Raw genomic sequence first — 25,758 nt, 5'->3', positions numbered from 1 at the left:
CGATCAAGGTGGGAATCAGGCCATGACGCAATCAGCGTAATAGCGTTTTTTGCCCTCATCGTCCGTGATCTCGACCAAGCCATGGATATCGGTTTCGAAACCTGGGCACTTCTCGTTGAACTCACGGGCGAACTTGAGGTAGTCCACGATCTTCTTGTTGAAGACTTCACCCGGAATCAAAAGCGGAATGCCCGGTGGGTAAGGTGTGACCAAGCCCACGGTGATCCGACCTTCCAAGTGGTCGATCTCTACCCGCTCGGTCTTGCGCTGGGCTATGTGGGCATAGGCGTCTGAGGGACGCATCGCCGGTGCCAAATCAGACAAATACATGTCGGTGGTCAGGATGGCGATGTCGTACTTGGCGTACATCTCATGCACGTGCTGGCAAAGGTCGCGCAAACCCATGCGTTCATAACGGGGATGCTTCTGGCAGAACTCCGGCATGATTTTCCACATCGGCTGGTTCTTGGCGTATTCGTCCTTGAACTGCTGCAAAGCGGTGAGCAAGGTGTTCCAGCGGCCCTTGGTGATGCCGATGGTGAACATGATGAAGAAGCTGTAGAGGCCCGTCTTCTCGACCACGACGCCGTGCTCGGTCAAAAACTTGCTGACGATGGAAGCGGGAATACCGGTCTTGTCGAACTTGCCATCCAGATCCAGGCCCGGCGTGACGATGGTGGACTTGATGGGGTCCAGCATGTTGAAGCCATCGGCCAGCTGCTGACCGAAACCGTGCCACTTGCTGGCCTTTTTGCGGGGGTCGTTGCGCAAGATCCAATCGTCGGCGCGGCCAATGCCTTCTTCGGCAAACTTCTCAGGCCCCCACACCTTGAACCACCAGTCTTTGCCGTATTCGGCATCGATCTTGCGCATGGCACGTCGGAAATCCAGCGCCTCGGCAATGCTTTCCTCAACCAGCGCGGTGCCACCGGGCGGCTCCATCATGGCGGCGGCCACGTCGCAGCTGGCAATGATGCTGTACTGCGGCGAGGTCGAGGTGTGCATCAGATAGGCCTCGTTGAACAAGTGCCGGTCGAGTTTGACGTTCTGGGCATCTTGGACCAGCACATGGCTGGCTTGGCTGATGCCCGCCAGCAATTTGTGGATGGACTGTGTGGCATAGACCATCGACTCTTTGGGACGTGCACGCTTTTTGCCCATGGCGTGGTAAGGGCCATAAAACGGGTGGAAGGCCGCGTGGGGAAGCCACGCTTCATCGAAATGGAGGTTATCGACATAACCATCCAACATGGTCTTGATGGTCTCGGTGTTGTAAAGCACACCGTCGTAGGTGGACTGTGTGAGGGTCATCACGCGTGGCTTGACTTTTTTAGGGTCCACGCCCTTGAGCAAGGGGTTGGCTTTGATCTTGGCCATGATGGCCGCAGGCTCAAACTCGCTCTTGGGGATCGGGCCAATGATACCGAAATGGTTGCGCGTGGGCTTCATGAACACAGGCACAGCGCCGGTCATGATGATCGCGTGCAAGATCGACTTGTGGCAATTGCGGTCCACCACCACCACATCGCCCGGTGCCACGGTGTGGTGCCACACCATTTTGTTGGAGGTACTGGTGCCGTTGGTCACAAAGAAGCAATGGTCGGCATTGAAAATGCGCGCCGCATTGCGCTCGCTCTCGCCAATGGCGCCGTTGTGATCCAACAACTGGCCCAGCTCTTCCACCGCGTTGCACACGTCGGCGCGCAGCATGTTCTCGCCATAAAACTGGTGGTACATCTGCCCCACGGGGCTCTTCAAAAATGCCACGCCGCCCGAGTGACCAGGGCAGTGCCAAGAGTAAGAGCCGTCTTCGGCGTAATCGAGCAGCGCCTTGAAGAACGGGGGCTGCACACCCTCCAGGTAGCTTTTGGCCTCGCGGATGATGTGGCGCGCCACAAACTCGGGCGTGTCTTCAAACATGTGGATGAAGCCGTGCAACTCACGCAGGATGTCGTTGGGCAAATGGCGCGAGGTTTTCGTTTCGCCATAAATGTAGATGGGCACATCTGCGTTTTTGCGGCGTACTTCGTCGATGAAGGCGCGCAAATTGATGACCGCCGGATCCAGGTCGGGGCCGGGTGAAAACTCTTCATCGTCGATGGACAGAATGAAGGCGCTGGCACGGCTTTGTTGCTGCGCAAACTGCGATAAGTCGCCATAGCTGGTCACACCCAACACTTCCAAACCTTCGGCCACGATGGCATCGGCCAATGCACGGATGCCCAAGCCCGAGGTGTTTTCGGAACGGTAGTCTTCGTCAATGATGACGATGGGGAATCGAAATTTCATGGGCTGATGGGGCTTAGCGCCAATGGAAGGACAAAGATATTCAACGAAGGCGAAGTTTAAGGACAAAAAGCCCTTGCAAAACGCGTCAAATCACAAAATGGCGAAAAACAAGCCGAGCCGAGCCTTCAGAACCTTCACAACAATCGTTCGCACGGGTCAAAAAACGCCGCATCCACTGCTACAATCTGCCCCTTCGGAGCGGTGGATGAGTGGTTTAAGTCGCACGCCTGGAAAGCGTGTGTGGGTTAATAGCCCACCGCGGGTTCGAATCCCGCCTGCTCCGCCAAAAAACCAAAAAAGCCTGCACATGTGCAGGCTTTTTCTTTTTGGCGATCCAGAAGGCGATGGGATGCGCCCTTTGAAAACGGCCCCTGTCCAACAGGGGCTGTCAGATCAGCGAACCACAGCGATCTGTGAACGCTCGCCACCTTTGTAGGTGTACAAAGTCAACGCGCCATTTTTGATGTCGCCTTTTTCGTCAAACGCGATATCGCCCGTCACGCCCTTGTAAGTGATGCTCTTAAGAGCAGGCAAGTACTTGGCTGGATCAGCAGAACCGGCGTTGACCATGGCAGTGGCCATGACTTTGACGGCGTCATAGACATATGGGGCGTAGACCTGTACGTCCGAATTGAATTTGGCCTTGAAGTCGGTACGGAACTTGTCCATGCCTACTTTTTGTTCGCCTTCAACGCCACCGGCTTCAGCACATACAACGCCTTCGTCGCGCATGGCATCGCCCGCCAATTTGGCCAATTCAGTGGTGCAGATGCCGTCTCCACCCATGAACTTGGCTTGGATACCCAAGGATTTCATCTGGCGCAACATCGGACCCGCCACAGCGTCCATGCCACCGAAGAAAACGATGTCGGGCTTCTTGGCCTTGAGGGTGGTCAAAATGGCATTGAAGTCTGAAGCCTTGTCGGTGGTGAATTCATGACCCACGATGGCGCCACCAGCGGCAGTGACGGCCTTCTTGAATTCTTCAGCCACGCCTTGTCCGTAGGCGGTACGGTCGTCGATGACAGCGATGCTTTTGCCCTTCAGGGTTTCAACGGCGTATTTGCCCAGCGTGCCACCCAAGTGCACGTCGTCAGCCACCACCCGGAAAGCACCTGCATAACCTTGACGGGTGTACTTGGGGTTGGTGGCCGATGGCGAGATCTGGGGAATGCCGGCTGTGTTGTAAATCTGTGATGCAGGAATGGTGGTGCCCGAATTGAGGTGACCGATCACGCCATTGACTTTGGCATCGACCAACTTTTGGGCTGCGGCTGTACCCTGTTTGGGGTCAGCGGCATCGTCTTCGGTCAGCAATTCGAACTTGACGGTTTTGTCACCGATCTTCAGGCCAGCGGCATTGAGCTCTTCAATGGCCATGCGTGCACCGTTTTCATTGTCTTTGCCCAAGTGGGCAATGGCACCGCTGACCGGACCCACGTGGCCGATTTTGACAACCATCTCGTTGGAAACCACTTCTTTTTTGCCGCAAGCGGCCAACACAACGGCTGCAGCAGCCAAAGCCACCACGGTCAAAGAACGCGAACCAGAAAATTTCATAAACACTCCATACAAAAAATTGCTTCAATCAAGCAAGCCCTGAAGATACTGCAAATTGATGCACTTGTGACTCAGGGAAAACCAAAGTGACAGGTTTTGAAATACAAGCCGTCACGGTTTTGTGGGGGTGCTGACCTTGTGGTGCCACGCTGTTTCAAGGGTGCGATGCACCAAACCTGCGGCCAAACGGTCAAATTCCGGCCTCAGTTGCTGAAGCAACTCGGCCGACAGAGCCATGAAGGCTTGCTTTTCTGCTGCGCGGGCGTCTAAAGCAATTTCTACAACAGACGAAACCTCGCCCATCTCCTGTGTCAGGGTCGGAATTTCGTCAGGCAATGGACGAACGTCGGGTGTTGCATTCGATACAGCGTTCATGGCTCAGTGCTTTTGGATAAATCATGTTGGACCAGGTCGAAACCCAAGCTTTTGTAATGTTTCCAACGAAGACGCGCTTGGGCCTTGCCATGCTCGTCGCTCGACACAATCTCAATCAGTCGCTGGAAACCCTCAAAACCTGTGGGCACGTCGTCGCTGAGATTGACCAAAACATCGTTCATGCCCCATGCCAGCGGATCTGGACCTAAGCAGATGGGCGAAGCGCTTCGCACTTCTGGCGATGACTCAGGGGTGCAATGCGCCAAAAACGCCACATCTTGAAAACGCCAGAGCTCGGTATCGAGTTGCCTCAAAGTGGCCGGCGCCCCGACCACCGCAATGCGCATGTCCTGAGAACGCGCCTTTCGAAGCAAGCGGCAGGTGTGCAACAAGCGTTCTTTGGTGTTGAAGTGAAATTCGATGCGGGTCATCAACTCTGTGAGTCAAAGGGTCTTCAGGATTTTCGCAAAGCACGTGCTTTGGACTTGACATTGGTGACCGGCATGGTCGATTGGGTCTGGGTCTGTCGTTTAGATTGCGCAGAACCTGAAGGCCCTGTCGCGCCAGCAAGATCGGTCAGGTATTGAAGCAGCATTCCAACGGGGCGACCGGTAGCTCCCTTGGCTGCGCCACTTCGCCAAGCGGTGCCGGCAATGTCCAAGTGCGCCCAAGGAAAGCTCTGGGTGAAACGCTGCAAAAACTTGGCTGCGGTGACCGATCCGGCAGCACGGCCAGCCACGTTGGCCACGTCGGCAAAGCGAGACTTCAGGCCTTCGGCATAGTCTTCGTCCAGGGGCATGCGCCAGCAGGTGTCGCCAGAGGTCTCGCCGGCTTGCTGCAGTTGCATGGCCAGTGCATCATTGCTCGAGAACAAGCCAGTTCGCACAGCGCCCAGAGCGATCACACAGGCGCCCGTGAGGGTCGCAATGTCAATCACTGCCTGCGGTTTGAAGCGTTCAGCATAGGTCAGCGCATCGCACAGCACCAGACGGCCTTCGGCATCGGTGTTCAGGATTTCAATGGTTTGACCGCTCATGCTGGTGACCACGTCACCTGGCTTAACGGCCAAGCCATCGGGCATGTTTTCAGTGGCTGGAATCAGCCCCACCACGTTGATGGTGGGCTTCAAATGCGTCAAGGCCTTGAAAACGCCCAGAACACTGGCCGCACCACCCATGTCGTACTTCATCTCGTCCATTTCTGGCGCGGGCTTGATGGAGATTCCGCCCGTGTCAAAGGTGATGCCCTTGCCCACCAACACAACAGGGGCTTGAGTGGCTGCAGCGCCGTTGTACCGCATGACAATGAACCGCAATGGCTCGGCAGAACCTTGGGCCACAGCCATGAAGGCACCCATGCCCAACTTGGCCACCTCTTTAGGGCCCAACACCTCGCATTTGAAGGGTTTGCCTTTGGCAATGTCTTTGGCCGCAAGGGCCAAATGGGTCGGCGTGGCGTAGTTGGCAGGACGATTGGCCCATTCTTTGGCCAATTCAACGCCCGATACCAAGGCCTGCGCGTATCGCACGGCATGATCAAGGGCCGGCATGCTGTTTTCTGTACTGACAATCACCTGCTTGAGCAAACGGGTTTTAGGCTTGCTCAAGGTGGTGGTGTAGCTGTAACTGGCATCGGCCAGGCCGGACAAAGCCCATTGCAGGCCCTGCGCCGTTGCATCACCCACCATGTGCAGGCCCAGCTGCTTGACCTTGGCGGACTTGAGCGCACCCCAGGCGGCCTGAACCGCGCTTCGAATTTGACCAGCTTGGTTGCTGGCAGTGCAGACCACCACCAGATGGCGGGGGGAGATCCCCGGCTGGCAATACAGTGACATGACGGCCCCGGCTTTGAGTTCAAAATCACCCTGCTCAATGGCTGTGGCCACCCAGCGGGTCACGGGGTCATGCCCCAATGCATCGGGTACGGTTTCAATCGGCCACAAAACGATCAGGGCATCGAGTTGGCCCTGAATTGCACGAGCAAGAGAAAGCTTTTGGATTTCGAAGTTCATAATTCGGGTTTTCCTGTTTTGACAATGTTATTCCATTCCTCATTACGCAAAGACTTGGCGCGCAATTTTGGTGCGACACTTTTGATCCTCGTGACCATCGTTATGACGATCATTTTGATCCGTACCTTGGGACAAGCGAGCCGGGGAAGCGTGAACCCATCGGAAGTTTTGCTGGTCATGGGCTTCAGTGTGCTGGGGCAAATGACCACCATCATCACGCTCAGCCTTTTTATCTCGAGTGTGGCCACTTTGTCACGCATGTACGGCGAAAGCGAGATGGTCATCTGGTTTGCGAGTGGTCAGGGTGTGGGCCAATTTATTCGCCCACTTTTCCGTTTTTCTTGGCCCATTTTTGTGGTGATTGGCCTGTTGTCGCTTTTTGTGTGGCCCTGGAGTCACCAACAAATTCAGGACCTGCGCCAGCGCTATGAGAAAAGAAACGACGTGGAACGCATTGCCCCGGGTCAGTTTCAAGAATCGGCGGGTGGCAACCGCGTGTTTTTCATTGACAAAGACAGTCCGGGTCAAGAATGGGGCACCAACGTGTTCGTGTCCAGCCGTGACGGACAGTTGGAAAGCGTGACCACGGCTTCGCAAGGACGCATCGAGTTTGTGGGGCTGGACCGGTTTTTGTTTCTTGAAAAAGGGCAGCAATGGTTGACCCATCTTGACACTGGGGAGACGCGCCTGACCCAATTTGAGCGTTACCAACTTTTGATCGACAGCGACACTTCGCCCGTGAGCAGCGTCCGCAACAGCCGACAAAGCACCACACTGCAGCTGATCCAACAACCCACCTCCAACAACCAAGCCGAACTGGCTTGGCGTGTTGGCTTGGTATTCACCGCCATCAACATGGTGCTGCTGGCGCTGGCCCTGTCGGCTGTAAACCCGCGTGTCGGCCGCAGTTACCACTTGGGATTGGCTCTTTTTGTTTTCGTGGCCTATTACAACCTGTTGAACGTGGGGCAAAGCTGGATCAGCACTGGCCGAATGGGTGCCATGCCTTTTGTTCTTGGCTTGCATGGGGGTGTGTTGGCGGTGTCACTGGTCTGGCTGGCTTGGCGCCACATGAATTGGAGTTGGCGCAATTGGTTGCCGTCCATCCGTCAAACCCAAGGGGCCCCAGCATGAAAACCGTTCGTCGCTTGCTGTTCGGGGAAATCATCCGGGCTGTGGTGTTTGTCGCTTTAGGCTTTCTCGCGCTATTTTTGTTTTTTGACATGGTGGATGAGCTGCAATCACTCTCCCGCTTCGCTAGCCAGGGTTACCTGTTGCAACACGCGCTGCTCTTTGTCTCCCTCAAAATTCCATCGCACCTTTACGAGTTGCTGCCCATCTCTGTCTTGATCGGCAGTATTTTTGTGATGGCTCGCTTGGCTAAAAGCTCCGAATTCACCATCTTGCGAACGGGGGGCCTTGAACCCTGGATGGCCCTGAGTTCCCTGCTCAAACTGGGATTAATCTTTGTAGGATGGACATTTTTTTTGGGCGATTACGCTGCACCTTGGGCCGAACGACAAGCCCAACAAATCAAAGCCCCTTTTCAAGGTCAACTGACCGTGGGCCAAACTGGCGCCTGGCTGAGAGAGAAACAAGGCAACCAGCAGTACGCCGTGAATGTGCGCCGTTTTGATGGCATTGACCAAATGGAAGATGTTCGCATCCATGCGTTCAATGAGGCAGGCCAATTGCTGGCCATCACCACTGCCCAAAATGCCCAAATTCAAGCCGGTCAATGGCAGCTTATCCAAGTGGACCACAAGTCCATCAACGCATCCAGCAGCAACCCATCCTTGCAGTTCAATGCCACCAAGACAGGCACCAAGGTCTGGTCCACCGGCATCAGTGCTGACATGGTGGCAGCCGCATTGCTCAGTCCGGACCGCATGAGCACTTGGGAACTGTTCAGTTACATGCGACATCTGTCGGACAACAACCAAAACGCCCAACGCTATGAAATTGAGTTTTGGCGCAAGGTGTTCTACCCCTTAAGCTGTTTGGTGATGTTGGTGCTGGCACTCCCCTTTGCTTACCTTCACTTCCGATCAGGCCAAATCGCTGGACATGTGTTTGGCGGGGTTTTGGCGGGCATCAGCTTTGCGCTCCTGAACAACGTGTTCAGCTTCATCGGCAACTTGCAAAACTGGCAACCGCTGCTCACATCGGCTGCGCCAGCTCTTTTGTACAGTGCCGTTTCTTTGGCCGCATTTTGGTGGATGGTCCTTCGTCGATGAACCCCAGCTTCAATTCAGGCACGGGTGTGGTGCTTTTTGCACACGGATCGCGTGACCCGTTATGGCGTTTGCCCATTGACGCCGTGGCCGAGCGCATGAACCACAGGTGGCCAAATTTGCCTGTGGCCGTGGCTTTTTTGGAGTTGACCCAGCCGGATCTGCCGAGCACCATTGAACAGATGATGAAACAGGGTTTGTCCCATGTGCGCATCGTGCCTATGTTTTTGGGGGTTGGTCGGCATGCTCGCGAAGACTTGCCCGGGATCGTGCAGAGTCTGTCCGAGGCTTACCCGCAAATGCGATTCGAATTGCTTCCTGCAATTGGCGAACATCCAGCCATGACCTCCCTCATGGCCCGCATTGCCGCAGGACATGGGGACAAGGCAATAGACGAATAAAGCATAATTAAGGTCAAGCATATAACAATTCACACATGAACCTGCACCAATTTCGCTTTGTCCAAGAAGCGGCCCGCCGCAACCTGAATTTGACGGAAACCGCCAAAGCCCTGCATACCTCGCAACCGGGTGTGTCCAAAGCCATCATTGAGTTGGAAGATGAATTGGGCATTGAGATTTTTGCGCGACATGGCAAACGCCTCAAGCGCATCACCGAACCTGGTCAACATGTGCTGCAGAGCATTGAATTGATTCTGCGCGAGGTCAACAACCTGAAAAAAATTGGCGAGCAATTCAGCACCCAAGACAGTGGCACTTTGTCCATTGCAACGACCCACACTCAAGCGCGTTACGTGTTGCCGGTACCCGTGGCCAAGTTGCGCGAAAAATACCCCCAAGTCAACATCAGCTTACACCAAGGTGCGCCCGATCAAGTGGCCAAAATGTTGTTGGACGACACCGCTGAAATTGGCATTGCCACCGAATCCTTGTCGGCCTACGAGGACTTGGTTACCCTGCCCTGCTACGAATGGCAACACGTGCTGGTCCTGCCTTTGGATCACCCACTCACTGCCAAGACCCATTTGTCGCTGGAAGACATCGCCAGCGAACCCCTGATCACTTACCACCCCTCTTTCACAGGCCGCAGCAGAATTGACCAAGCATTTGCTGCGAAAAAAATCACCCCACGTATCGCCCTCGAGGCCATCGACTCGGATGTCATCAAGACCTATGTTCGACTGGGCCTTGGCATTGGCATCGTGGCTGAAATGGCCGTCAAGGATGATCCGATCAAAGACCTGGCGGTTCGACCGCTGGGTGCTTTGCTGGGCATGAATGTGGCCCGTGTGGCCTTTAAGAGGGGCGCATACCTGCGCCAATTTGTCTACCAATTTGCCGAAATGCTCAGCGACCGACTGACTGCCCCCTTGGTCGCACGGGCCATGACCGGCCATGTCAACGATTACGAACTTTGAAACTGCCATGAACGCACGCACGCCTGCCATTGTCTCCAAAGCGCCCCATATGGGCACCACCATCTTTACCGTGATGTCAGCCTTGGCCACTGAAAAAAATGCGGTCAATCTGGGTCAAGGCTTCCCGGACTTTCCCTGTGACCCACGCCTTCCTGCGCTGGTCACTGACGCCATGCGTGAAGGCCTGAACCAATACCCACCTATGACCGGCGTTGCCCCCTTGCGCGAGGCGGTGTCTCGCAAGATTCAAGCCCTTTATGGCAGACACTATGACCCGGCGAGTGAAATCACGGTCACCGCAGGCGCTACCCAAGCGATTTTGACCATCGTACTGGCCATCGTGCACCCGGGGGACGAGGTCATCGTTCTTGAACCCTGCTACGACAGCTATGTGCCCAACATCGAGTTGGCGGGCGGCGTGGTGGTGCGTGTACCCCTTACCCCTGGCACTTTTCGGCCTGACTTTGACAAAATCCGCGCGGCCATCAACAAGCGCACACGGGCAATCTTGATCAATTCGCCACACAACCCGAGCGGCATGATCTGGTCACAGCAAGACATGCTGACTTTGCAAGAAATCTTGGCCCCCACCGACATCGTGTTGATCAGTGACGAAGTCTATGAGCACATGGTGTATGCGCCCAACCAGCACTGGAGCGCTGCCCATTTCGACGGTTTGGCTGCTCGCGCTTTCATCGTGTCAAGCTTTGGCAAGACCTACCATGTGACGGGTTGGAAGGTGGGCACCGTGGCAGCGCCTGCGGCTTACACCGCCGAATTTCGAAAAGTCCACCAGTTCAATGTGTTCACCGTCAACACGCCCATGCAGCACGCGCTGGCGCGTTTCATGGCCGACCCTGCTCCTTATTTGGAACTGCCCGCGTTTTACCAACGCAAGCGCGATTTGTTCCGCGCCGGCTTGGTGAAAACACACTTCAAATTGCTACCGGGCGAAGGCACTTACTTTCAGTGTGTGGACATCTCGAATTTGAAAGTACCCGAGAAAAACCTGAGCGAAGCTGATTTTTGCAAATGGCTGACCACCGACATCGGTGTGGCCGCCATTCCACTGTCGGCTTTTTATGGCAACGGGTTTGACCAGAAAGTGATTCGCTTTTGCTTTGCCAAACAGGATGACACCCTGCTGGCTGCGTTGGACAAGCTCAAGGGTCTGTAAGACATGGGATACAGGCCTTGAGCTTTCTGGCGGTTTTCAAGTCCACGGGCTGGTCTTGGCTCATGGCCTTGTCGCTGTTGGGTTTGTCTGCCTGCGCACCCAGTCCGGCCCAAGTGACTTCGCAGCCCCTGCGCGATCATTCTTTATCCACAAGCGCCACAGCGCCTTTGCCACTGCAATTTGAATTGGAGAATGGCCAAAATCTGACAGGACGCGTCTGGCAAAACCCTCAGCCACGACACATTGTGTTGGGCGTTCACGGCTTCAACGATTACAGCAAAGCTTTTGAATCTCTCGCGCAGCATTTAAGGACAGAACTGGGTGCCACTGTTTACGCCTACGATCAGCGCGGCTTTGGTGCAAACCCGGAACCCGGCATTTGGCCGGGCACCATTGCGCTACTGGCCGATTTGCGGCATATAGCCGCCCAATTGCGCTTGCAGCACCCAGATTTGCCCCTGTCGGTGGTGGGTGAGAGCATGGGCGGTGCCTTGGTCTGGGTGGCTGCATCTGAAGCACCCGGTTTGGTGGCTGACCAAGTGGTGCTCAAGGCTCCTGCTGTATGGGGTGCCAACAGCATGCCTTGGTACCAGCGCATGAGCTTGCAATTCATGAATGCTGTGGCCCCTGACATGACGTTCACAGGCCGCGGCGTGCAATCACTGGGCATCACCCCCACCAATGACCCTGAAGTCTCGCGTGACCTCAGCCGCGACCCGCTGTTCATCAAAGCCACCCGCGTCAGCAGCTTGGCCGGTGTGACGGCGCTCATGGGCCGGGCCCAAGACTTGAGCGATCTGCCCCCGCAGCGCAGTTTGGTCCTTTACGGCTTGCGCGACCGCATCATCCCGCCAGCACCGGTATGCCATTGGCTGAAGCACCTGAACGCAGCAGGCTCAGTCAGCGATAAGCTCGATTTTGCTATTTACCCGGAAGGCTGGCATTTGTTGACGCGACAATTGCAAACCCGTCAAGTGATGCAAGACATTGGGCTTTGGTTGGCGCAAAATCCTCTGACCACAAAGACAAATGCGCAACAAGCCCAAGCGTCGGTATGCGCCAAGCTGCCTTGATGCACTGTGTCGCTTTTAGATTATTTTTCTGATGTCAAAAAGCCCAATCGCCGCCTTACTCATCGTTTTATTGTTGATGCCCTCTGCTTTTGCGCAGCGCTTGTACGACAGCAGCGGGCGTGCATTGGGCCGGGTGGATGCCGAACGGTTCTATAGCGCTTCGGGCCAAAACATCGGGCGGGTCGACGGTGAACGCGTCTATGACAGCTCTGGGCGTCAGTTAGGACGAATCGACGCAAACAGGGTGTACAACGCCTCGGGAAGCCCAATGGGGCGAATCGATGGAGACCGGCTTTACAGTGCCTCGGGCACGCCCTTGGGTCGCATTGATGGTGATCGACTGTACGACGGCTCAGGCCACCAGATTGGCCGCGCCGATGGCCTGCGACGCATGCAGATCATTGTGTTCTTTTATTTCTTCATGTGAAATTGCCAAGATGAGCATTCGTGACATCCTCAAAATGGGCGACCCCCGACTTCTTCGCGTGGCCGAGCCAGTGCGAACATTTGGAACTCCCGAGCTGCAAGCCCTGCTTGCCGACATGCACGACACCATGGTGGCGGTCAATGGCGCTGGCCTGGCCGCGCCACAAATTGGGGTCAACTTGCAGCTGGTGATTTTTGGCAGTTCGGCCATGAACCCGCGCTACCCCGACAGGCCGTTGGTGCCCCGCACCGTGCTTGTCAACCCGGTGATCACGCCGCTGGGCACAGTCGAAGAAGACGACTGGGAAGGCTGCCTGTCGGTGCCAGGCTTGCGTGGCATCGTGCCGCGCTGGGCGCGCATTCGGTACACCGGATTCGATGACAAAGGCACGCCCATTGACCGCACAGTCGACGGCTTTCATGCCCGCGTGGTTCAGCACGAATGTGACCACCTGATCGGTAAGCTTTATCCGATGCGGGTGCGTGATTTCACGCGCTTTGGATTTACCGACGTGCTGTTCCCGGACATCAGCGCTGCTGAGGACGATTGAGTCGTCAGGGTTTCTGACCTGCGAGCAGCACGGCCAAACCGTCATCGTCCAGTACGGGCACACCCAGAGCCTGAGCCTTGTCCAGCTTGCTACCTGCCTCGGCACCCGCCACCACATAATGGGTTTTCTTGCTGACTGAGCCGGCCACCTTGGCCCCCAAGGCTTCGAGTTTCTCTTTGGCCTCGTCTCGGCCCATGCTTTGCAAAGCGCCCGTCAGCACCACGGTGATGCCCGCCAGTGGCATGTCGGTCGGTGCCAGCGCATCGCCTTCAGGCCAAGTGACGCCGGCTTCGCGCAGGGCTTGCACCACTTCACGGTTGTGCGGCTGGTCAAAAAAGGTGCGAATGCTGTGCGCCACCACAGGGCCAACGTCGGCCACCTGCAAGAGCGCGTCTTCACTGGCCACCATGATGGCGTCAAGCTGACCGAAATGCCGTGCCAACTCTTTGGCCGTGGCCTCGCCGACATGGCGAATGCCCAGACTGAACACAAAACGACCCAAGGTGGTTTGCTTGGAAGCCTCCAAAGCATCAAGCAGATTCAAGGCCGATTTTTCGGCCATGCGGTCCATGTTCGACAGCGTGTCCAGCTTCAAGTGGTATAGGTCAGCCAGGGTTTTGACGTGTCCGGCATCGACCAGTTGGTCCACCAATTTGTCGCCCAAGCCATCCACATCCATGGCGCGGCGATGGGCAAAATGCCAGATGGCTTGTTTGCGCTGGGCGCTGCAAAAAAGACCGCCCGTGCAGCGGTGGTCGGCTTCGCCCTCTTCCCGCTCGGCCAAACTGCCACACACAGGGCAGTGCGTCATCATGGTGAAAAGCGGTGCCTCGGCGGGGCGGCGATCCAGCACCACCGACACCACCTCTGGGATCACATCGCCCGCACGGCGCACAACCACGGTGTCCCCTATCCGTACGTCTTTACGGCGAGCCTCTAGCTCATTGTGCAAAGTCGCATTGGTCACCGTCACCCCGCCCACAAATACCGGGGCCAACTTGGCCACGGGCGTGAGTTTGCCGGTGCGCCCAACCTGCACTTCAATGCCTTGAACAGTGGTCATCTCTTCTTGCGCAGGGTATTTGTGGGCAACAGCCCAACGCGGCTCACGGGTGACAAAACCCAGACGGGCTTGCTGCGACAAGTCGTTGACTTTGTAGACGACGCCGTCGATGTCGTAGGGCAAGGTATCGCGTTCGGCCGCGATGCGCTGGTGAAAGCCTACGAGGCCTGCCGCGCCTAGCACGCGAGCGGTTTGTTTGGCCACTGGAAAGCCCCAGGCCTTGAGCTGCATCAGCATGTCGAAGTGGCTTTCCCAGAGCGGACCACCCTCACTGGCCGGGGTGATGTCGCCCAAACCATAGGCAAAAAAGCTCAAAGGGCGCTCGGCAGCGATGCCTGAATCCAGTTGGCGCACGGCGCCAGCAGCGGCGTTGCGCGGGTTGACGAAGGTTTTTTCGCCCTTCATGCCTGCATGAATGCGTTGGCGTTGCCGCTCGTTCAAGGCCTCGAAGTCGTCGCGTCGCATGTAGACCTCGCCACGCACTTCCAGCACAACGGGCGCATCGGGTGGCAAACGCAGCGGAATTTGTCCAATGGTTCGGATGTTGGCCGTGACCTCTTCGCCCGTTTCACCATCGCCCCGAGTCGCCGCTGATACCAACACGCCAGCCTCGTAACGCAGACTCATGGCCAAACCGTCGAATTTCAGTTCACCCACATAGGCCACATCCGGATCGGCTTCAGTCAGTCCCAACTCTTTGCGGATGCGGGTGTCAAAAGCCTCGGCTCCGCTGGCTTCGGTGTCGGTTTCGGTGCGGATGCTGAGCATGGGCACACGGTGGGTGACCTGGGCAAAAGCGTCAAGGACTGCGCCGCCAACACGCTGAGTGGGTGAGTCTGGGCTCTGCAGATCAGGGTGGGCTGATTCAAGCGCTTGCAATTCGCGAAACAAACGGTCGTATTCAGCATCTGGAATTTCCGGTGCATCCAGCGTGTAATAAGCGTACGCGTGATGGTGCAATTCAGCGCGGAGCAGCCTTGCCTGTTCTGCAGGGGTCATGGCGCGGGACACGCCCATGTGGGTAAGTGGCGTTGAGGGTTCGGCAAATAAATCGCCAAACAGGTCTGGCGTGCTGGGATTCAAGGCTCAAACCCGCTCAAGAGAACAAACGCCGGGCTTGAGGTGATCCAGCCGACAATTCACGCGCATCGAGCGCGTCATACAGTTGCTGCAAATCGTTGCCAATTTGGTCCAGTGCATCGGCGTTCAGCATCTGACCTTCACCGTCGGTGACCACACCGTCCATGGCTTCGGCCAATAAGCGGGAGGCTTCACGAAGTCGGGTGAAGGGTTCGTCTACTCGGGCGGTTTGAGGCACATCGAGACTCAGAGCAAATGAACGAATGGCCGACAAAGCGGGATCGTCGGCCAGTGCCGCCTGGCTGTCAAATGTCAATACCAATACCGGAGGCATGCCTTGTTCTGCAGCAGGCAAGACCATGCGACCGGGCATCACACCCGGTACAAATCCAAGCCGACCAGCGTGCTGTTGGATGTAGCCGGGACTCCAGGCGGCACTGCGGGCACACAGGGTGAAGCTCAGCTGCGCATCGTGCACACTGGCGAACTGATCCAATTCACGCGCACGCGACACCTCTTCGAGCATGTCACTGAAACTGGGCGTACCGCCCACAGCGTCGGCGAAGGCTTGAGTCTTGACCACAAACTCTGAAAATTCAATGTTGTTCAAAGCCCCCATGCGGTTGGCCAACTGAACACCTGCCTGAAAAGCCGTATACCGGCGAGAGGGTGCCAAACTGTCCCACAACCCGGTTTCTTGTGAAAGCCCTTCAACAGTGAACAACTTGGTGCCGACTCGCCGTGTCAGTGGCAAAGCCGCCAGTGCCGCATCACCCGACACCACTTGATCCACCTCGATCAAAGCCATCACGTCAATCAGCGCGTCCAAAGCAGTCTTGCGCTCAGGCAGAGGCAGACTTCCAAAACCATCGTCCAGCACAGGGTCTTGACCCACAGCTGGTTTCATGACCACCTCGGTATCGAGAACGGGCTCCATGTCGCTGCCCAAAGGTTCGCGCAATGGATCAGCCTGGCGGGGTTCGTTTTTGCGAGACGTCCAATAGTTGTAAACAACCACGGCACCCACAGTGAGTGCACCGATAGCCGCCAAACTCATTTGCAAAGAACTCATCGATTCCAACATAAGGTCCTCAGGCCACATCGGCCATTGAGACCGCAGACTCCATGTCCACGGCCACGATGCGTGAAACGCCCTGCTCCTGCATGGTCACACCAATCAACTGCTCGGCCATCTCCATGGCGATCTTGTTGTGGCTGATGAACAGGAACTGGGTTTCTTTGCCCATGCCCTTGACCAATTTGGCATAGCGTTCTGTGTTGGCGTCGTCAAGCGGCGCGTCCACTTCGTCGAGCAAGCAAAACGGTGCAGGGTTGAGCTGAAAAATAGCAAACACCAAGGCGATGGCCGTCAGGGCTTTTTCGCCGCCCGACAGCAAATGGATGGTTTGGTTTTTCTTGCCCGGTGGCTGCGCCAGCACCTGAACACCGGCATCCAAAATTTCGTCGCCGGTCATCACCAAACGCGCATTGCCGCCCCCAAACAATTCGGGGAACATTCGACTGAAGTGCTCGTTGACGATCTTGAAAGTACCGCCCAACAAGTCGCGGGTTTCGGCATCAATTTTCTTGATCGCGTCTTCCAGCGTGGTCATGGCATCCGTCAAGTCGGCGCACTGTGAATCCAAGAAGACTTTTCGCTCGCGCGAAGTGGTCAGCTCTTCCAGCGCGGCCAGATTAACCGGGCCAAGCGCGGAGATTTCGCGCTGAATGCGATCGATCTCGCCTTGCAAGCCCGTCACGCGCACCTGACCCGCTTCAATCGAAACGGCCACGGCCTCCAAGTCGGCTTGTGCATCGACCAGCAGCTGGGTGTATTGCTCCAGGCCCAGGCGGGCTGCTTGCTCTTTGAGCTGCAAATCGGTGATGCGTTGGCGCAGTGGGTCAAGTTCCCGCTCGAAACTCACGCGGCGCTCGTCACTGGCACGCAGTTTGGCGGTCAAGTCGTCGTAGGCACTGCGGCAGGCGCCCAGGGCTTGCTCTCGCTCGAGCTTGAGCGCCAGGACATTTTGCAAACCGGCTTGGGCTGCAGCATCGGTCAGGCGGCTGAGCTCGTCCCGGGCGCGCTGAATTTCGGCTTCGATGCTGGCCACTTGCTGCTGCGCGGTCTCAATGGTGCGGTGAAGTTCGGCACGACGGGCGTCCAAGCTGCGTTGCGAGAACTGAGCCTCTTGTGCACTGCGCTCAAGACTGCGCTGCTGTTCGCGGCATTCGGCGAGCTTGCGCTCGGCCTCGATGACGCGCTCGTCCAGCTGGGCATGGCGCTCTTGCGTATCGGCCAGCTGCATGTCCAGCTCCTCAAAGCGGGCTTCTGCGGTCACTCGGCGCTCTTGCAACTCGTCCAACAAGGCCTCGACTTCGGCCAGATCATTGCTGATTTGTTCGCTGCGGGCGCGGCTTTGATCGACCAGCTGCGACAAGCGCAGGGTCTCGACCTGCAACTCGTGTGTGCGCGACTGACTTTCGCTGGCTTCGCGGCGCACAGCGATCAAATGTTGCGAGGCCTCGGCATAAGCCGCCTCGGCCCGAACCAATGCACTGCGGCTTTCTTCAGCGATCAGCGTCTGGGCGCGCTGTTGCTTTTCCAGGTTCTCGATCTCTTGGGCACGGCCCAAAAGACCCGCTTGCTCGGAGTCTTGGGCGTAAAACACCACGCTGTTGAGGTCCACCGCATGACCTGCCTGCACGAACAGGTTTTCACCGGCTTGGAGCTGGCTGCGCCAAGCCAGCGCGTCTTCGATGCTCGGAGCGGTGTAGCAGCCTTGCAGCCAATCGCTCAGCAGCGCCAACAATCCGGCATCACTGACGCGCAACAGCTCAGCCAGGGGCTTGCAGCCTGCCGGAATGCCCGTGCGCGGCTCGGCTTTGGCGGCTAATGGCGGACTGAAAAAGCTCAATTTGGCGGGCGGTGCATCATTCGCAAAAGCGCGCACCATGTCCAGGCGCGAAACTTCCAAGGCAGACAAGCGTTCGCGCAGGGCCGATTCAAGGGCGTTTTCCCAGCCTGGCTCAATGTGGATGCGGCTCCAAAGACCTTCAAGTCCCTCCATGCCGTGCTTGGCCAGCCAGGGTTTGAGCTTGCCGTCGGTGCGCACTTTTTCTTGCAAGGCCTTGAGTGCCTCAATACGGGCGCTCAGGTCGGCCAGTTTGGACGACTCTTGGTTTACGGCGGTTTGGCGAGTGCGGCGGTCCTCGTCCAACACGGGCACTTGGCTTTGCAGGTCCTGCAGCCGAGCTTCGGATTCGGCGGACAAGGTTTCGGCCTCGGTCAGTTGTTCTTGCAAGTGGCTCAGTCGCGCTTCGTCGGGCGCAGTCAGGGCGTTGCGGTCGCTCAGCAAGCGCTCGCGGCGGGTGTCCAGCTGGCGCGATTGCTCTTCGACATGGCGCTGGTCCGCTGCCAAGACGCCAATTTGCTGCTGCACCTGCACAACTGAGGCGCGTTGGGCAGTGGCATCGTTTTGGGCTTTGCGAAGGGCCTCTTCCAGATCAGGCAGCGTCATGGCCTGGTCTTCCACCTGGGCGGCCAAAGTCATGCTCTGGTCTTCGGCCATGGCTATTTGTTCAGACAAAGTCTCCAGCTCAGCTTGGGCGTCTTGGCTGCGGGTACCCCATTGGGCGGTTTGCTCGATCAACTGCTGCAAACGCTGCTCGGCGCGTTGGCGCCCTTCCACCACAAAGCGGATTTCGGCTTCCAAACGGCCCACTTCAGCGCTGGCTTCATACAAAGCCCCCTGGGCCTGGTTGACCTGGTCACCTGCAGCGTAATGCGCCTGGCGGATGGTCTCCAGATCGGCCTCGACGTGCCTCAGGTCTGCCATGCGGGATTCGAGCGCATTCACGGCCTGGTCCACGTCGGACTTCATGCGGCCTTGATCGCCTTCTGCGTCACGGCGCTTTAAGAACCAGAGCTGCTGCTGTTTGAGCGTGCTGTCGGCCTGCAAAGTGTTGTATCGACGGGCCACTTCAGCCTGCTTTTCGAGCTTTTCGAGGTTGGCGTTCAGCTCGCGCAAGATGTCATCGACCCGGGTCAGGTTCTCACGGGTGTCGGACAGCCGGTTCTCGGTCTCTCGGCGACGCTCTTTGTATTTGGAGACGCCAGCAGCCTCTTCGAGGAACAGGCGCAGCTCTTCGGGGCGCGACTCGATGATGCGGCTGATGGTGCCCTGCCCGATGATGGCGTAGGCGCGTGGGCCCAGTCCCGTGCCCAAAAACACGTCTTGCACGTCACGTCGGCGCACCGGCTGGTTGTTGATGTAATAACTGCTGTTGCCGTCCCGAGTCAGAACGCGCTTGACGGCAATTTCGGCAAACTGACCCCACTGGCCCCCTGCGCGGTGGTCGGCGTTGTCAAACACCAGCTCCACGCTGGCCCGACTGGCAGGTTTACGGGTGGTGGTGCCATTAAAGATGACGTCCTGCATGGACTCGCCACGCAACTCAGATGCCTTGGACTCGCCCAGCACCCAGCGCACGGCGTCCATGATGTTGGACTTGCCACAACCGTTGGGACCCACCACACCGACCAGCTGCCCGGGCAGCAAAAAGTTGGTGGGTTCGGCAAACGATTTGAAGCCCGAGAGCTTGATGGAATTGAGACGCACGGTGGTTCGGTTCGTTGTCGGATCGATTGAAGATCAAATAAATAGGGCAGCCCAGACAGCCATGGCCCGAAAACATCAATATTAACTGACAGGAATGGCCAAGATGAAGGTTGATAGTGCCTGGTGGCGCAAAAGCCTACTCGCTGAGTTCAACCCAGCCTTCCCGGATAATCGGGTTATGAACCCCCTTCTCACCAAGCTGCAACCCTATCCTTTTGAACGGCTCAAGCAGCTGTTCGCAAGCCGCACGCCCAACCCAGCCTTGCGCCACATCAGCCTTGGCATTGGCGAACCCAAGCACGCCACGCCCGCTTTCATCCAAGAAGCGCTCAAAGCTTCTGTCGCCACCGGCTTGTCGGCATATCCGGCCACTGCAGGTGAACCTGCGCTGCGCAAAGCCTGCGCCGCTTGGTTGCAAACTCGCTATGGATTGTCACTGGACCCGGTCACGCAGGTTATGCCCGTGAACGGTTCACGAGAGGCCCTTTTTGCCCTCACGCAAACCGTGATCGATCCAACCCGCCCTGAACCCACGGTGGTGAGCCCCAACCCTTTCTACCAAATTTACGAGGGTGCAGCCTTGCTGTCCGGCGCTCAGGTGCACTACGTGCCCAGCGACCCGGCACGCAACTTTGCCAACGACTGGGACAGCGTATCCGGCGAGGTGTGGGCGCGAACGCAGCTGCTGTTTGTTTGCTCACCCGGCAACCCCACGGGGGCGGTCATGCCGCTGTCCGAATGGTCAAAGTTGTTTGAGTTGTCGGATAAATACGGCTTCGTCATCGCTTCTGACGAGTGTTACAGCGAGATTTACTTTCGCGATGAGGCGCCATTGGGTGGGCTCGAAGCGGCCCACCAACTCGGGCGCACCGACTTCAAACGTTTGATCGCCTTCACCAGTCTTTCAAAGCGCAGCAATGTACCCGGCTTGCGCAGCGGCTTTGTGGCCGGTGATGCGGCTGTCATCAAACAGTTTTTGCTTTACCGCACTTACCACGGCAGCGCCATGAGCCCGGTCGTGCAAGCCGCCAGCGTGGCCGCTTGGGGCGACGAAGCCCATGTGGTGGACAACCGGTACCAGTACCGCACCAAGTTTGCCCAAGTCACGCCCGTCTTGGCCGAGGTGCTGGACGTGAAATTGCCCGACGCAAGCTTTTACCTTTGGGCTGGCGTGCCAGCAGGCTGGCAAGGCGACGACGCCGCATTTGCCCAAGCCCTTTATGCCAGTGAACACGTCACCGTGCTGCCCGGCAGCTACTTGGCACGCGATTTCAATGGCGGCAACCCTGGGCAAGGACGTATTCGCATGGCCTTGGTGGCCGAAACCCCTGAATGCCTGGAAGCGGCCGAGCGGATTGCCCGTTTTGTGCGTGAACACCCTCACAAGGATCAAAAATGAGCGCCTCTGCTGCTGTTTGCACCGACACCCTGCGCCTGGCTGAGCAACTGATTTCACGCCCCTCTGTCACCCCCGATGACGCGGGCTGCCTCGATCTGATCACCCAAGCGCTCCAGCCCTTGGGCTTTGTGTGCGAGTTCATGGACTCGGGCCCTGAGATTTTCCGCGTGCGCAATCTGTGGGCCAAGCGTGCGGGTTCATCGGATCAAACGTTGGCATTTGCGGGACACACTGACGTGGTGCCGACGGGGCCACTGGCGCAATGGGACAGCGACCCCTTCACGCCCACCCACAAAGACGGCAAACTTTTTGGCCGCGGCGCAAGTGACATGAAAACCTCGCTGGCTGCCATGGTGGTGGCAGTGCATGAGTTTCTGGCCCAGAATCCAGATCCCGCTTTGGGCATTGCCTTTTTGCTGACCAGTGACGAAGAAGGTCCCGCTCTGGACGGCACTGTCGTGGTTTGCAAAGAACTGGTGGCAAGGGGTGAAACACCCCAGTTTTGCATCGTGGGTGAGCCCACCTCGGTGATTAAAACTGGCGACATGATCAAAAATGGCCGGCGCGGCACGATGAGCGGCAAACTCACCGTCAAAGGGGTACAAGGCCACATCGCCTATCCACACTTGGCCGAGAACCCGATTCACAGCCTTGCCCCAGCTCTGGCCGAGTTGGTCGGCATCCGTTGGGACGAGGGCAACGCGTTTTTCCCACCCACCAGTTGGCAGGTCAGCAACATCCATGCAGGCACGGGCGCGAGCAATGTGATCCCCGGCGACTGCGTGGTGGATTTCAACTTTCGCTTTTGTACCGAATCCACGCCCGAGAGCCTGCAGGAGCGCCTGACCGACGTGTTGGACCGGCATGGGGTGAATTACGAGCTGAAATGGACCATCGGCGGCTTGCCTTTCCTCACCACGCCCGGCACCTTGGTCAAAGCCATTCAACAAGCCATCACCGACGAAACTGGCCTCTCTACCGAGCTGTCGACAACTGGGGGCACCAGCGACGGCCGCTTCATTGCGCAAATTTGCTCACAGGTCATCGAGTTCGGCCCCCCCAACGCGACCATCCACAAGGTGAACGAGCATGTGGCCCTGAGCGATATGGCACCCCTCAAGGCCATTTACCGGCGTACGCTGGAACAACTCAACGCGGGTCTGTCGGCATGAGCGGTTTGAAGCTCTCGGCACTTTTAGAAGAATCTGCTGCCCGCTTAGACCAAGCAAAGCTTTCCTATGGGCACGGCACACTCAATGCGTTTGATGAAGCCGTTTGGCTCGTCCTATGGCACTTGGGACTGCCGCTCGATACAGACTTGAACGAGGTGGCCGATCAGGAGCTGACGGCTGACCAGCAATCAGCTTGCGCTGCATTGATTGAAGAGCGCATCAGCACCCGCAAGCCCGCCGCCTACCTGACCCAAGAGGCCTGGTTGCAAGGTGTGTCTTTTTACATCGACGAACGCGCCATCGTGCCGCGCAGCCTGATCGCTGAGGTGCTGGCCGACGGCACCATCGACGCTTGGCTCAGCGAGCAAACCAAGCAAGTTCTTGACCTGTGCACGGGCAACGGCAGTTTGGCTGTGTTGGCGGCGCTGGCCTGGCCTGAAGTGTTGGTGACTGGGGCTGATATTTCAGACGAAGCACTGGCCGTGGCGGCCATCAACGTCGAGCGGCATGGCTTACAAGAGCGGGTGACGCTGGTGCACAGCGATGGCATGTCTTCCGTGCCTGGCCCGTTTGACCTGATTGTGTGCAACCCGCCTTATGTCTGCCAAGCCAGCATGGACGCCCTGCCTGCCGAATACCGCGCTGAGCCTGAGCTGGCCCTGGCTGGCGGCACGGACGGTATGGACTTTGTGCGGCAGCTGCTCAAAGACGCCCCCAAAAGGATGAGCGAGAACGCAGTGCTGGTGCTGGAGATCGGCAACGAGGTGGAGCATTTCATCGCCGCCTTTCCAGCGCTCGAGGTAACTTGGTTGGACACCAGCGCAGGCGACGATCAGGTCTTGCTCATGACCCGAGAAGCATTGCTCACCCTTTAACGGGCCAGACTGAACCCACATCGGCGAAAATAGCGGGTTATCCCGAAGCAGTTTCAGCCCCTGCGCTGACGCCGCCCCTTATCCCGGAACAATTCCGGTCATTGTTTTTTCATGATCAACCTCAAAAACGTCACCCTGCGCCGAGGCACCAAGGTGCTGTTGGACAAAGCCTCCGTTACCCTGAACCCTGGCGAAAAAGTCGGCTTGGTTGGGCGCAACGGTGCGGGAAAATCCACCTTGTTTGCCTTGTTCAACGGGGGCCTCACTGAAGACGGTGGCGACTTTGACATGCCCCGCCAGTGGCGCATGGGCCAAGTGGCACAAAACATGCCAGAAACCGACCAGCCTGCATCGGACTTCGTGCTGGAGGGCGACACCCGCTTGGCCGAACTGCGACAACGCTTGATTGCCGCAGAAGCCAGCGGAGATGGCATGGAAATGGCTCACGTTTACACCGACTTGGCCGATGCGGGCGACCACGACGCCCTGCCCCGTGCCGAGGCGTTGATTTTGGGTCTGGGCTTTCGGGTGGACGAACTCAACAATCCCGTCAACAGTTTTTCGGGCGGATGGCGCATGCGCTTGCAACTGGCCAGGGCGCTCATGTGTCCGTCCGACATCCTGCTGCTGGACGAACCCACCAACCACTTGGACTTGGACGCCTTGGTCTGGCTTGAAGCCTGGTTGCAACGCTATGCGGGCACCATGATCGTGATCAGCCACGATCGTGAATTTTTGGATGCTGTGACCAACGTCACCCTGCACATCGATCAGGCCAAGCTGACCCGCTATGGCGGCAACTACAGCGCGTTTGAGATCTTGCGCGCCCAACAGATGGAGTTGCAGCAGGCATCTTTTGCCAAACAGCAGGACAAAATCGCGCACCTGCAAAAGTTCATCACCCGTTTCAAAGCCCAAGCCAGCAAAGCCAAGCAGGCGCAAAGCCGCGTCAAGGCACTGGAGCGCATGGAAAAAGTGGCCCCGCTGCTGGCCGATGCTGAATTCACCTTTGGCTTCAAAGAGCCCAACAACCTGCCTAACCCGATGCTGGCCATCAGCGAAGCGAGTTTTGGCTATGTCGTGGACGACGAACCCAAAGCCATTTTGCAAGGCGTGAGCAAATCGGTTCTTGCCGGGCAGCGCATTGGCATTTTGGGGGCCAACGGCCAGGGCAAGTCGACCTTGGTCAAAACCATTGCCCGCACCATGCCGCTGCTGGCGGGCACGCTGACCGAGGGCAAGGGCCTGAACATCGGCTACTTTGCCCAACAAGAACTCGATGTGTTGCACCCACAGGACAACCCGCTGGAACACATGATCCGATTGGCCAAAGAACTGGGACCCAACAGTGGTGAACCGAGCCGCGAGCAGGACCTGCGCAACTATTTGGGCACTTTCAACTTCACGGGCGACATGGTCAAACAGGCCGTGGGTACCATGAGCGGTGGCGAAAAAGCCCGCTTGGTGCTGGCCATGATCGTTTGGCAGCGGCCTAATTTGCTGCTGCTGGACGAGCCAACCAACCACTTGGATCTGGCCACGCGCGAAGCGCTGTCCATGGCGCTCAACGAGTTCGAAGGCACTGTCATGCTGGTCAGTCACGACCGCGCACTGCTTCGTGCCGTATGCGACGAGTTCTGGATGGTGGGCCGTGGCAAGGTCGAGCCCTTTGACGGGGACTTGGACGATTACCAAAAATACCTGCTGGACGAGTCCAAGCGCTTGCGCGAGTTGGCTAAAAATACCGCCCGTGATGCGACCCCTGCAATCAACGCGAACGCCTCACAAAAGACTGCAAACGAGCCATCAGCGGCTGCGCTTGCTTTGCACGCCAACACGACTGATGCGTTAACTGGCACTGCCGCTGTAGATGTGACAGTCAAGCCATTGACGTCTGCAACAACAAGCCTTACTACGCCGAGCCTCAGCGGTGCCGAACAACGCAAAATTGAAGCACAAAAACGCCAACTTTTGGCGGCTCAAACACGCCCCCTCAAAAGAGAGCTGGAGCAAAACGAGAAACGCATGGCCAGCATCGAGGCCGAAAAAGTGAAATTGGAGACTCTGCTGACAACGCCTATTTCACCGGCCGACATGGCAGATGCTGGCCGCCGACTCAAAGTTTTGGCCGACGAGGTCTCTGCGCTAGAAGAGCGCTGGCTTGAATTGACCTCAAAGCTTGAGGAGGCCACAGCGGCTTGAATGGCAGCTGTGCCCCATCAAAAGTGCAGGGGCTTTGGTCTATTTATCTCATAAGACTCTGATGGGCCCCAGCCAAGCACGAAGCCCACTTTGATCGTTCGCAAGAGCATTCAGCCAAGCCGCATGTGACAGAAAGCCAAGAAAAAAGCACTTTGAACTTGCGTTCAAAGTGCTTTTGAATCTGGTGGGACCAGCGGGGGTCGAACCCACGACAAACGGATTAAAAGTCCGCTGCTCTACCAACTGAGCTATGGTCCCTATGCTAAAGGGCAAT

The 25,758-nt window shown here is 57.4% G+C and carries 20 protein-coding genes and 2 tRNA genes; 13 read left to right on the top strand and 9 right to left on the bottom strand.

Going from position 1 to position 25,758, the window contains the following annotated elements:
• Positions 1–15: 15 nt before the first annotated feature.
• A complete protein-coding gene (locus Q1M54_RS05990) occupies positions 16–2,289 on the bottom strand; it encodes an arginine/lysine/ornithine decarboxylase (RefSeq protein WP_300555193.1) in 2,274 nt (757 codons plus the stop codon).
• 195 nt (positions 2,290–2,484) lie between these two features.
• Between Q1M54_RS05990 and Q1M54_RS05985 the strand changes: the two genes are divergently transcribed.
• Positions 2,485–2,575: transfer RNA gene (locus tag Q1M54_RS05985), tRNA-Ser, on the top strand.
• A gap of 107 nt (positions 2,576–2,682) precedes the next feature.
• Here the strand turns inward: Q1M54_RS05985 and Q1M54_RS05980 are convergent.
• From Q1M54_RS05980 to Q1M54_RS05965, 4 genes are all read right to left on the bottom strand, one after another.
• The gene (locus tag Q1M54_RS05980) at positions 2,683–3,849 is read right to left on the bottom strand and encodes a branched-chain amino acid ABC transporter substrate-binding protein (RefSeq protein ID WP_300555191.1); all 1,167 of its coding nucleotides are present in this window, start codon (positions 3,847–3,849) and stop codon (positions 2,683–2,685) included.
• A gap of 111 nt (positions 3,850–3,960) precedes the next feature.
• Positions 3,961–4,224, bottom strand: a complete 264-nt coding sequence (locus Q1M54_RS05975; protein ID WP_300555188.1) for a hypothetical protein — start codon at positions 4,222–4,224, stop codon at positions 3,961–3,963.
• The gene (locus Q1M54_RS05970) at positions 4,221–4,655 is read right to left on the bottom strand and encodes a DNA polymerase III subunit chi (RefSeq protein WP_300555186.1); all 435 of its coding nucleotides are present in this window, start codon (positions 4,653–4,655) and stop codon (positions 4,221–4,223) included. Before Q1M54_RS05970 ends, Q1M54_RS05975 begins: the two co-directional genes overlap by 4 nt.
• A gap of 23 nt (positions 4,656–4,678) precedes the next feature.
• Positions 4,679–6,235 (bottom strand): leucyl aminopeptidase, encoded by a 1,557-nt coding sequence (locus Q1M54_RS05965; RefSeq protein WP_300555183.1) that lies wholly within the window; start codon positions 6,233–6,235, stop codon positions 4,679–4,681.
• A gap of 24 nt (positions 6,236–6,259) precedes the next feature.
• Here Q1M54_RS05965 and lptF point away from each other — a divergent pair, with 24 nt between their 5' ends.
• From lptF to def, 8 genes are read left to right on the top strand one after another with little or no spacing between them, the layout of a single operon-like run.
• On the top strand, positions 6,260–7,369 hold the full coding sequence (gene lptF / locus Q1M54_RS05960) for an LPS export ABC transporter permease LptF (protein WP_300555180.1): 1,110 nt from the start codon (positions 6,260–6,262) through the stop codon (positions 7,367–7,369).
• Positions 7,366–8,472 carry an LPS export ABC transporter permease LptG gene (gene lptG, locus Q1M54_RS05955; RefSeq protein WP_300555177.1) on the top strand — a complete coding sequence of 369 codons (1,107 nt, stop codon included), beginning with the start codon at positions 7,366–7,368 and terminating at the stop codon, positions 8,470–8,472. The genes lptF and lptG overlap by 4 nt, the downstream gene beginning before the upstream one ends.
• Positions 8,469–8,870 (top strand): CbiX/SirB N-terminal domain-containing protein, encoded by a 402-nt coding sequence (locus Q1M54_RS05950; RefSeq protein WP_300555174.1) that lies wholly within the window; start codon positions 8,469–8,471, stop codon positions 8,868–8,870. The genes lptG and Q1M54_RS05950 overlap by 4 nt, the downstream gene beginning before the upstream one ends.
• A 35-nt stretch (positions 8,871–8,905) precedes the next feature.
• Positions 8,906–9,847 carry a CysB family HTH-type transcriptional regulator gene (locus Q1M54_RS05945; RefSeq protein WP_300555171.1) on the top strand — a complete coding sequence of 314 codons (942 nt, stop codon included), beginning with the start codon at positions 8,906–8,908 and terminating at the stop codon, positions 9,845–9,847.
• Between the two features lie 7 nt (positions 9,848–9,854).
• Positions 9,855–11,024, top strand: coding sequence for a pyridoxal phosphate-dependent aminotransferase (locus Q1M54_RS05940; RefSeq protein WP_300555168.1), 1,170 nt, complete (start codon positions 9,855–9,857; stop codon positions 11,022–11,024).
• 17 nt (positions 11,025–11,041) lie between these two features.
• Positions 11,042–12,097: an alpha/beta fold hydrolase gene (locus tag Q1M54_RS05935; RefSeq protein WP_300555165.1), complete on the top strand. Its 1,056-nt coding sequence runs from the start codon at positions 11,042–11,044 to the stop codon at positions 12,095–12,097.
• A gap of 31 nt (positions 12,098–12,128) precedes the next feature.
• Positions 12,129–12,524 carry a 5-fold beta-flower protein gene (locus Q1M54_RS05930; protein ID WP_300555163.1) on the top strand — a complete coding sequence of 132 codons (396 nt, stop codon included), beginning with the start codon at positions 12,129–12,131 and terminating at the stop codon, positions 12,522–12,524.
• Positions 12,525–12,534: 10 nt separating this feature from the next.
• Positions 12,535–13,074, top strand: a complete 540-nt coding sequence (gene def, locus Q1M54_RS05925; RefSeq protein ID WP_300555160.1) for a peptide deformylase — start codon at positions 12,535–12,537, stop codon at positions 13,072–13,074.
• A gap of 4 nt (positions 13,075–13,078) precedes the next feature.
• Here def and ligA read toward each other — a convergent pair whose 3' ends face one another.
• The 3 genes from ligA to smc form a co-directional block, all read right to left on the bottom strand.
• Entirely contained in the window at positions 13,079–15,154 is a 2,076-nt protein-coding gene (gene ligA / locus Q1M54_RS05920; RefSeq protein WP_300555432.1) for an NAD-dependent DNA ligase LigA, read from the bottom strand.
• A gap of 79 nt (positions 15,155–15,233) precedes the next feature.
• Positions 15,234–16,289, bottom strand: a complete 1,056-nt coding sequence (locus Q1M54_RS05915) for a cell division protein FtsZ (RefSeq protein ID WP_300555158.1) — start codon at positions 16,287–16,289, stop codon at positions 15,234–15,236.
• A 19-nt stretch (positions 16,290–16,308) separates the two neighbouring features.
• Positions 16,309–19,836: a chromosome segregation protein SMC gene (gene smc, locus Q1M54_RS05910; protein ID WP_300555156.1), complete on the bottom strand. Its 3,528-nt coding sequence runs from the start codon at positions 19,834–19,836 to the stop codon at positions 16,309–16,311.
• 178 nt (positions 19,837–20,014) lie between these two features.
• Here smc and dapC point away from each other — a divergent pair, with 178 nt between their 5' ends.
• The 4 genes from dapC (at position 20,015) to Q1M54_RS05890 (ending at position 25,484) form a co-directional block, all read left to right on the top strand.
• Positions 20,015–21,235 (top strand): succinyldiaminopimelate transaminase, encoded by a 1,221-nt coding sequence (gene dapC / locus Q1M54_RS05905; protein WP_300555154.1) that lies wholly within the window; start codon positions 20,015–20,017, stop codon positions 21,233–21,235.
• Entirely contained in the window at positions 21,232–22,407 is a 1,176-nt protein-coding gene (gene dapE, locus Q1M54_RS05900; RefSeq protein WP_300555151.1) for a succinyl-diaminopimelate desuccinylase, read from the top strand. The genes dapC and dapE overlap by 4 nt, the downstream gene beginning before the upstream one ends.
• Entirely contained in the window at positions 22,404–23,282 is an 879-nt protein-coding gene (prmB, locus tag Q1M54_RS05895) for a 50S ribosomal protein L3 N(5)-glutamine methyltransferase (protein ID WP_300555148.1), read from the top strand. The genes dapE and prmB overlap by 4 nt, the downstream gene beginning before the upstream one ends.
• A gap of 111 nt (positions 23,283–23,393) precedes the next feature.
• The gene (locus tag Q1M54_RS05890; RefSeq protein ID WP_300555146.1) at positions 23,394–25,484 is read left to right on the top strand and encodes an ATP-binding cassette domain-containing protein; all 2,091 of its coding nucleotides are present in this window, start codon (positions 23,394–23,396) and stop codon (positions 25,482–25,484) included.
• A 182-nt stretch (positions 25,485–25,666) separates the two neighbouring features.
• Here Q1M54_RS05890 and Q1M54_RS05885 read toward each other — a convergent pair.
• Positions 25,667–25,742: transfer RNA gene (locus tag Q1M54_RS05885), tRNA-Lys, on the bottom strand.
• Positions 25,743–25,758: the final 16 nt, after the last annotated feature.

It is taken from the genome of Limnohabitans sp. Rim8 (assembly GCF_943326455.1).
In the GTDB taxonomy this organism is placed as follows: Bacteria; Pseudomonadota; Gammaproteobacteria; order Burkholderiales; family Burkholderiaceae_C; genus Limnohabitans_A.
Note: the sequence above shows the minus strand (reverse complement) of the source record. Positions and strands in the feature narration are given on the sequence as shown.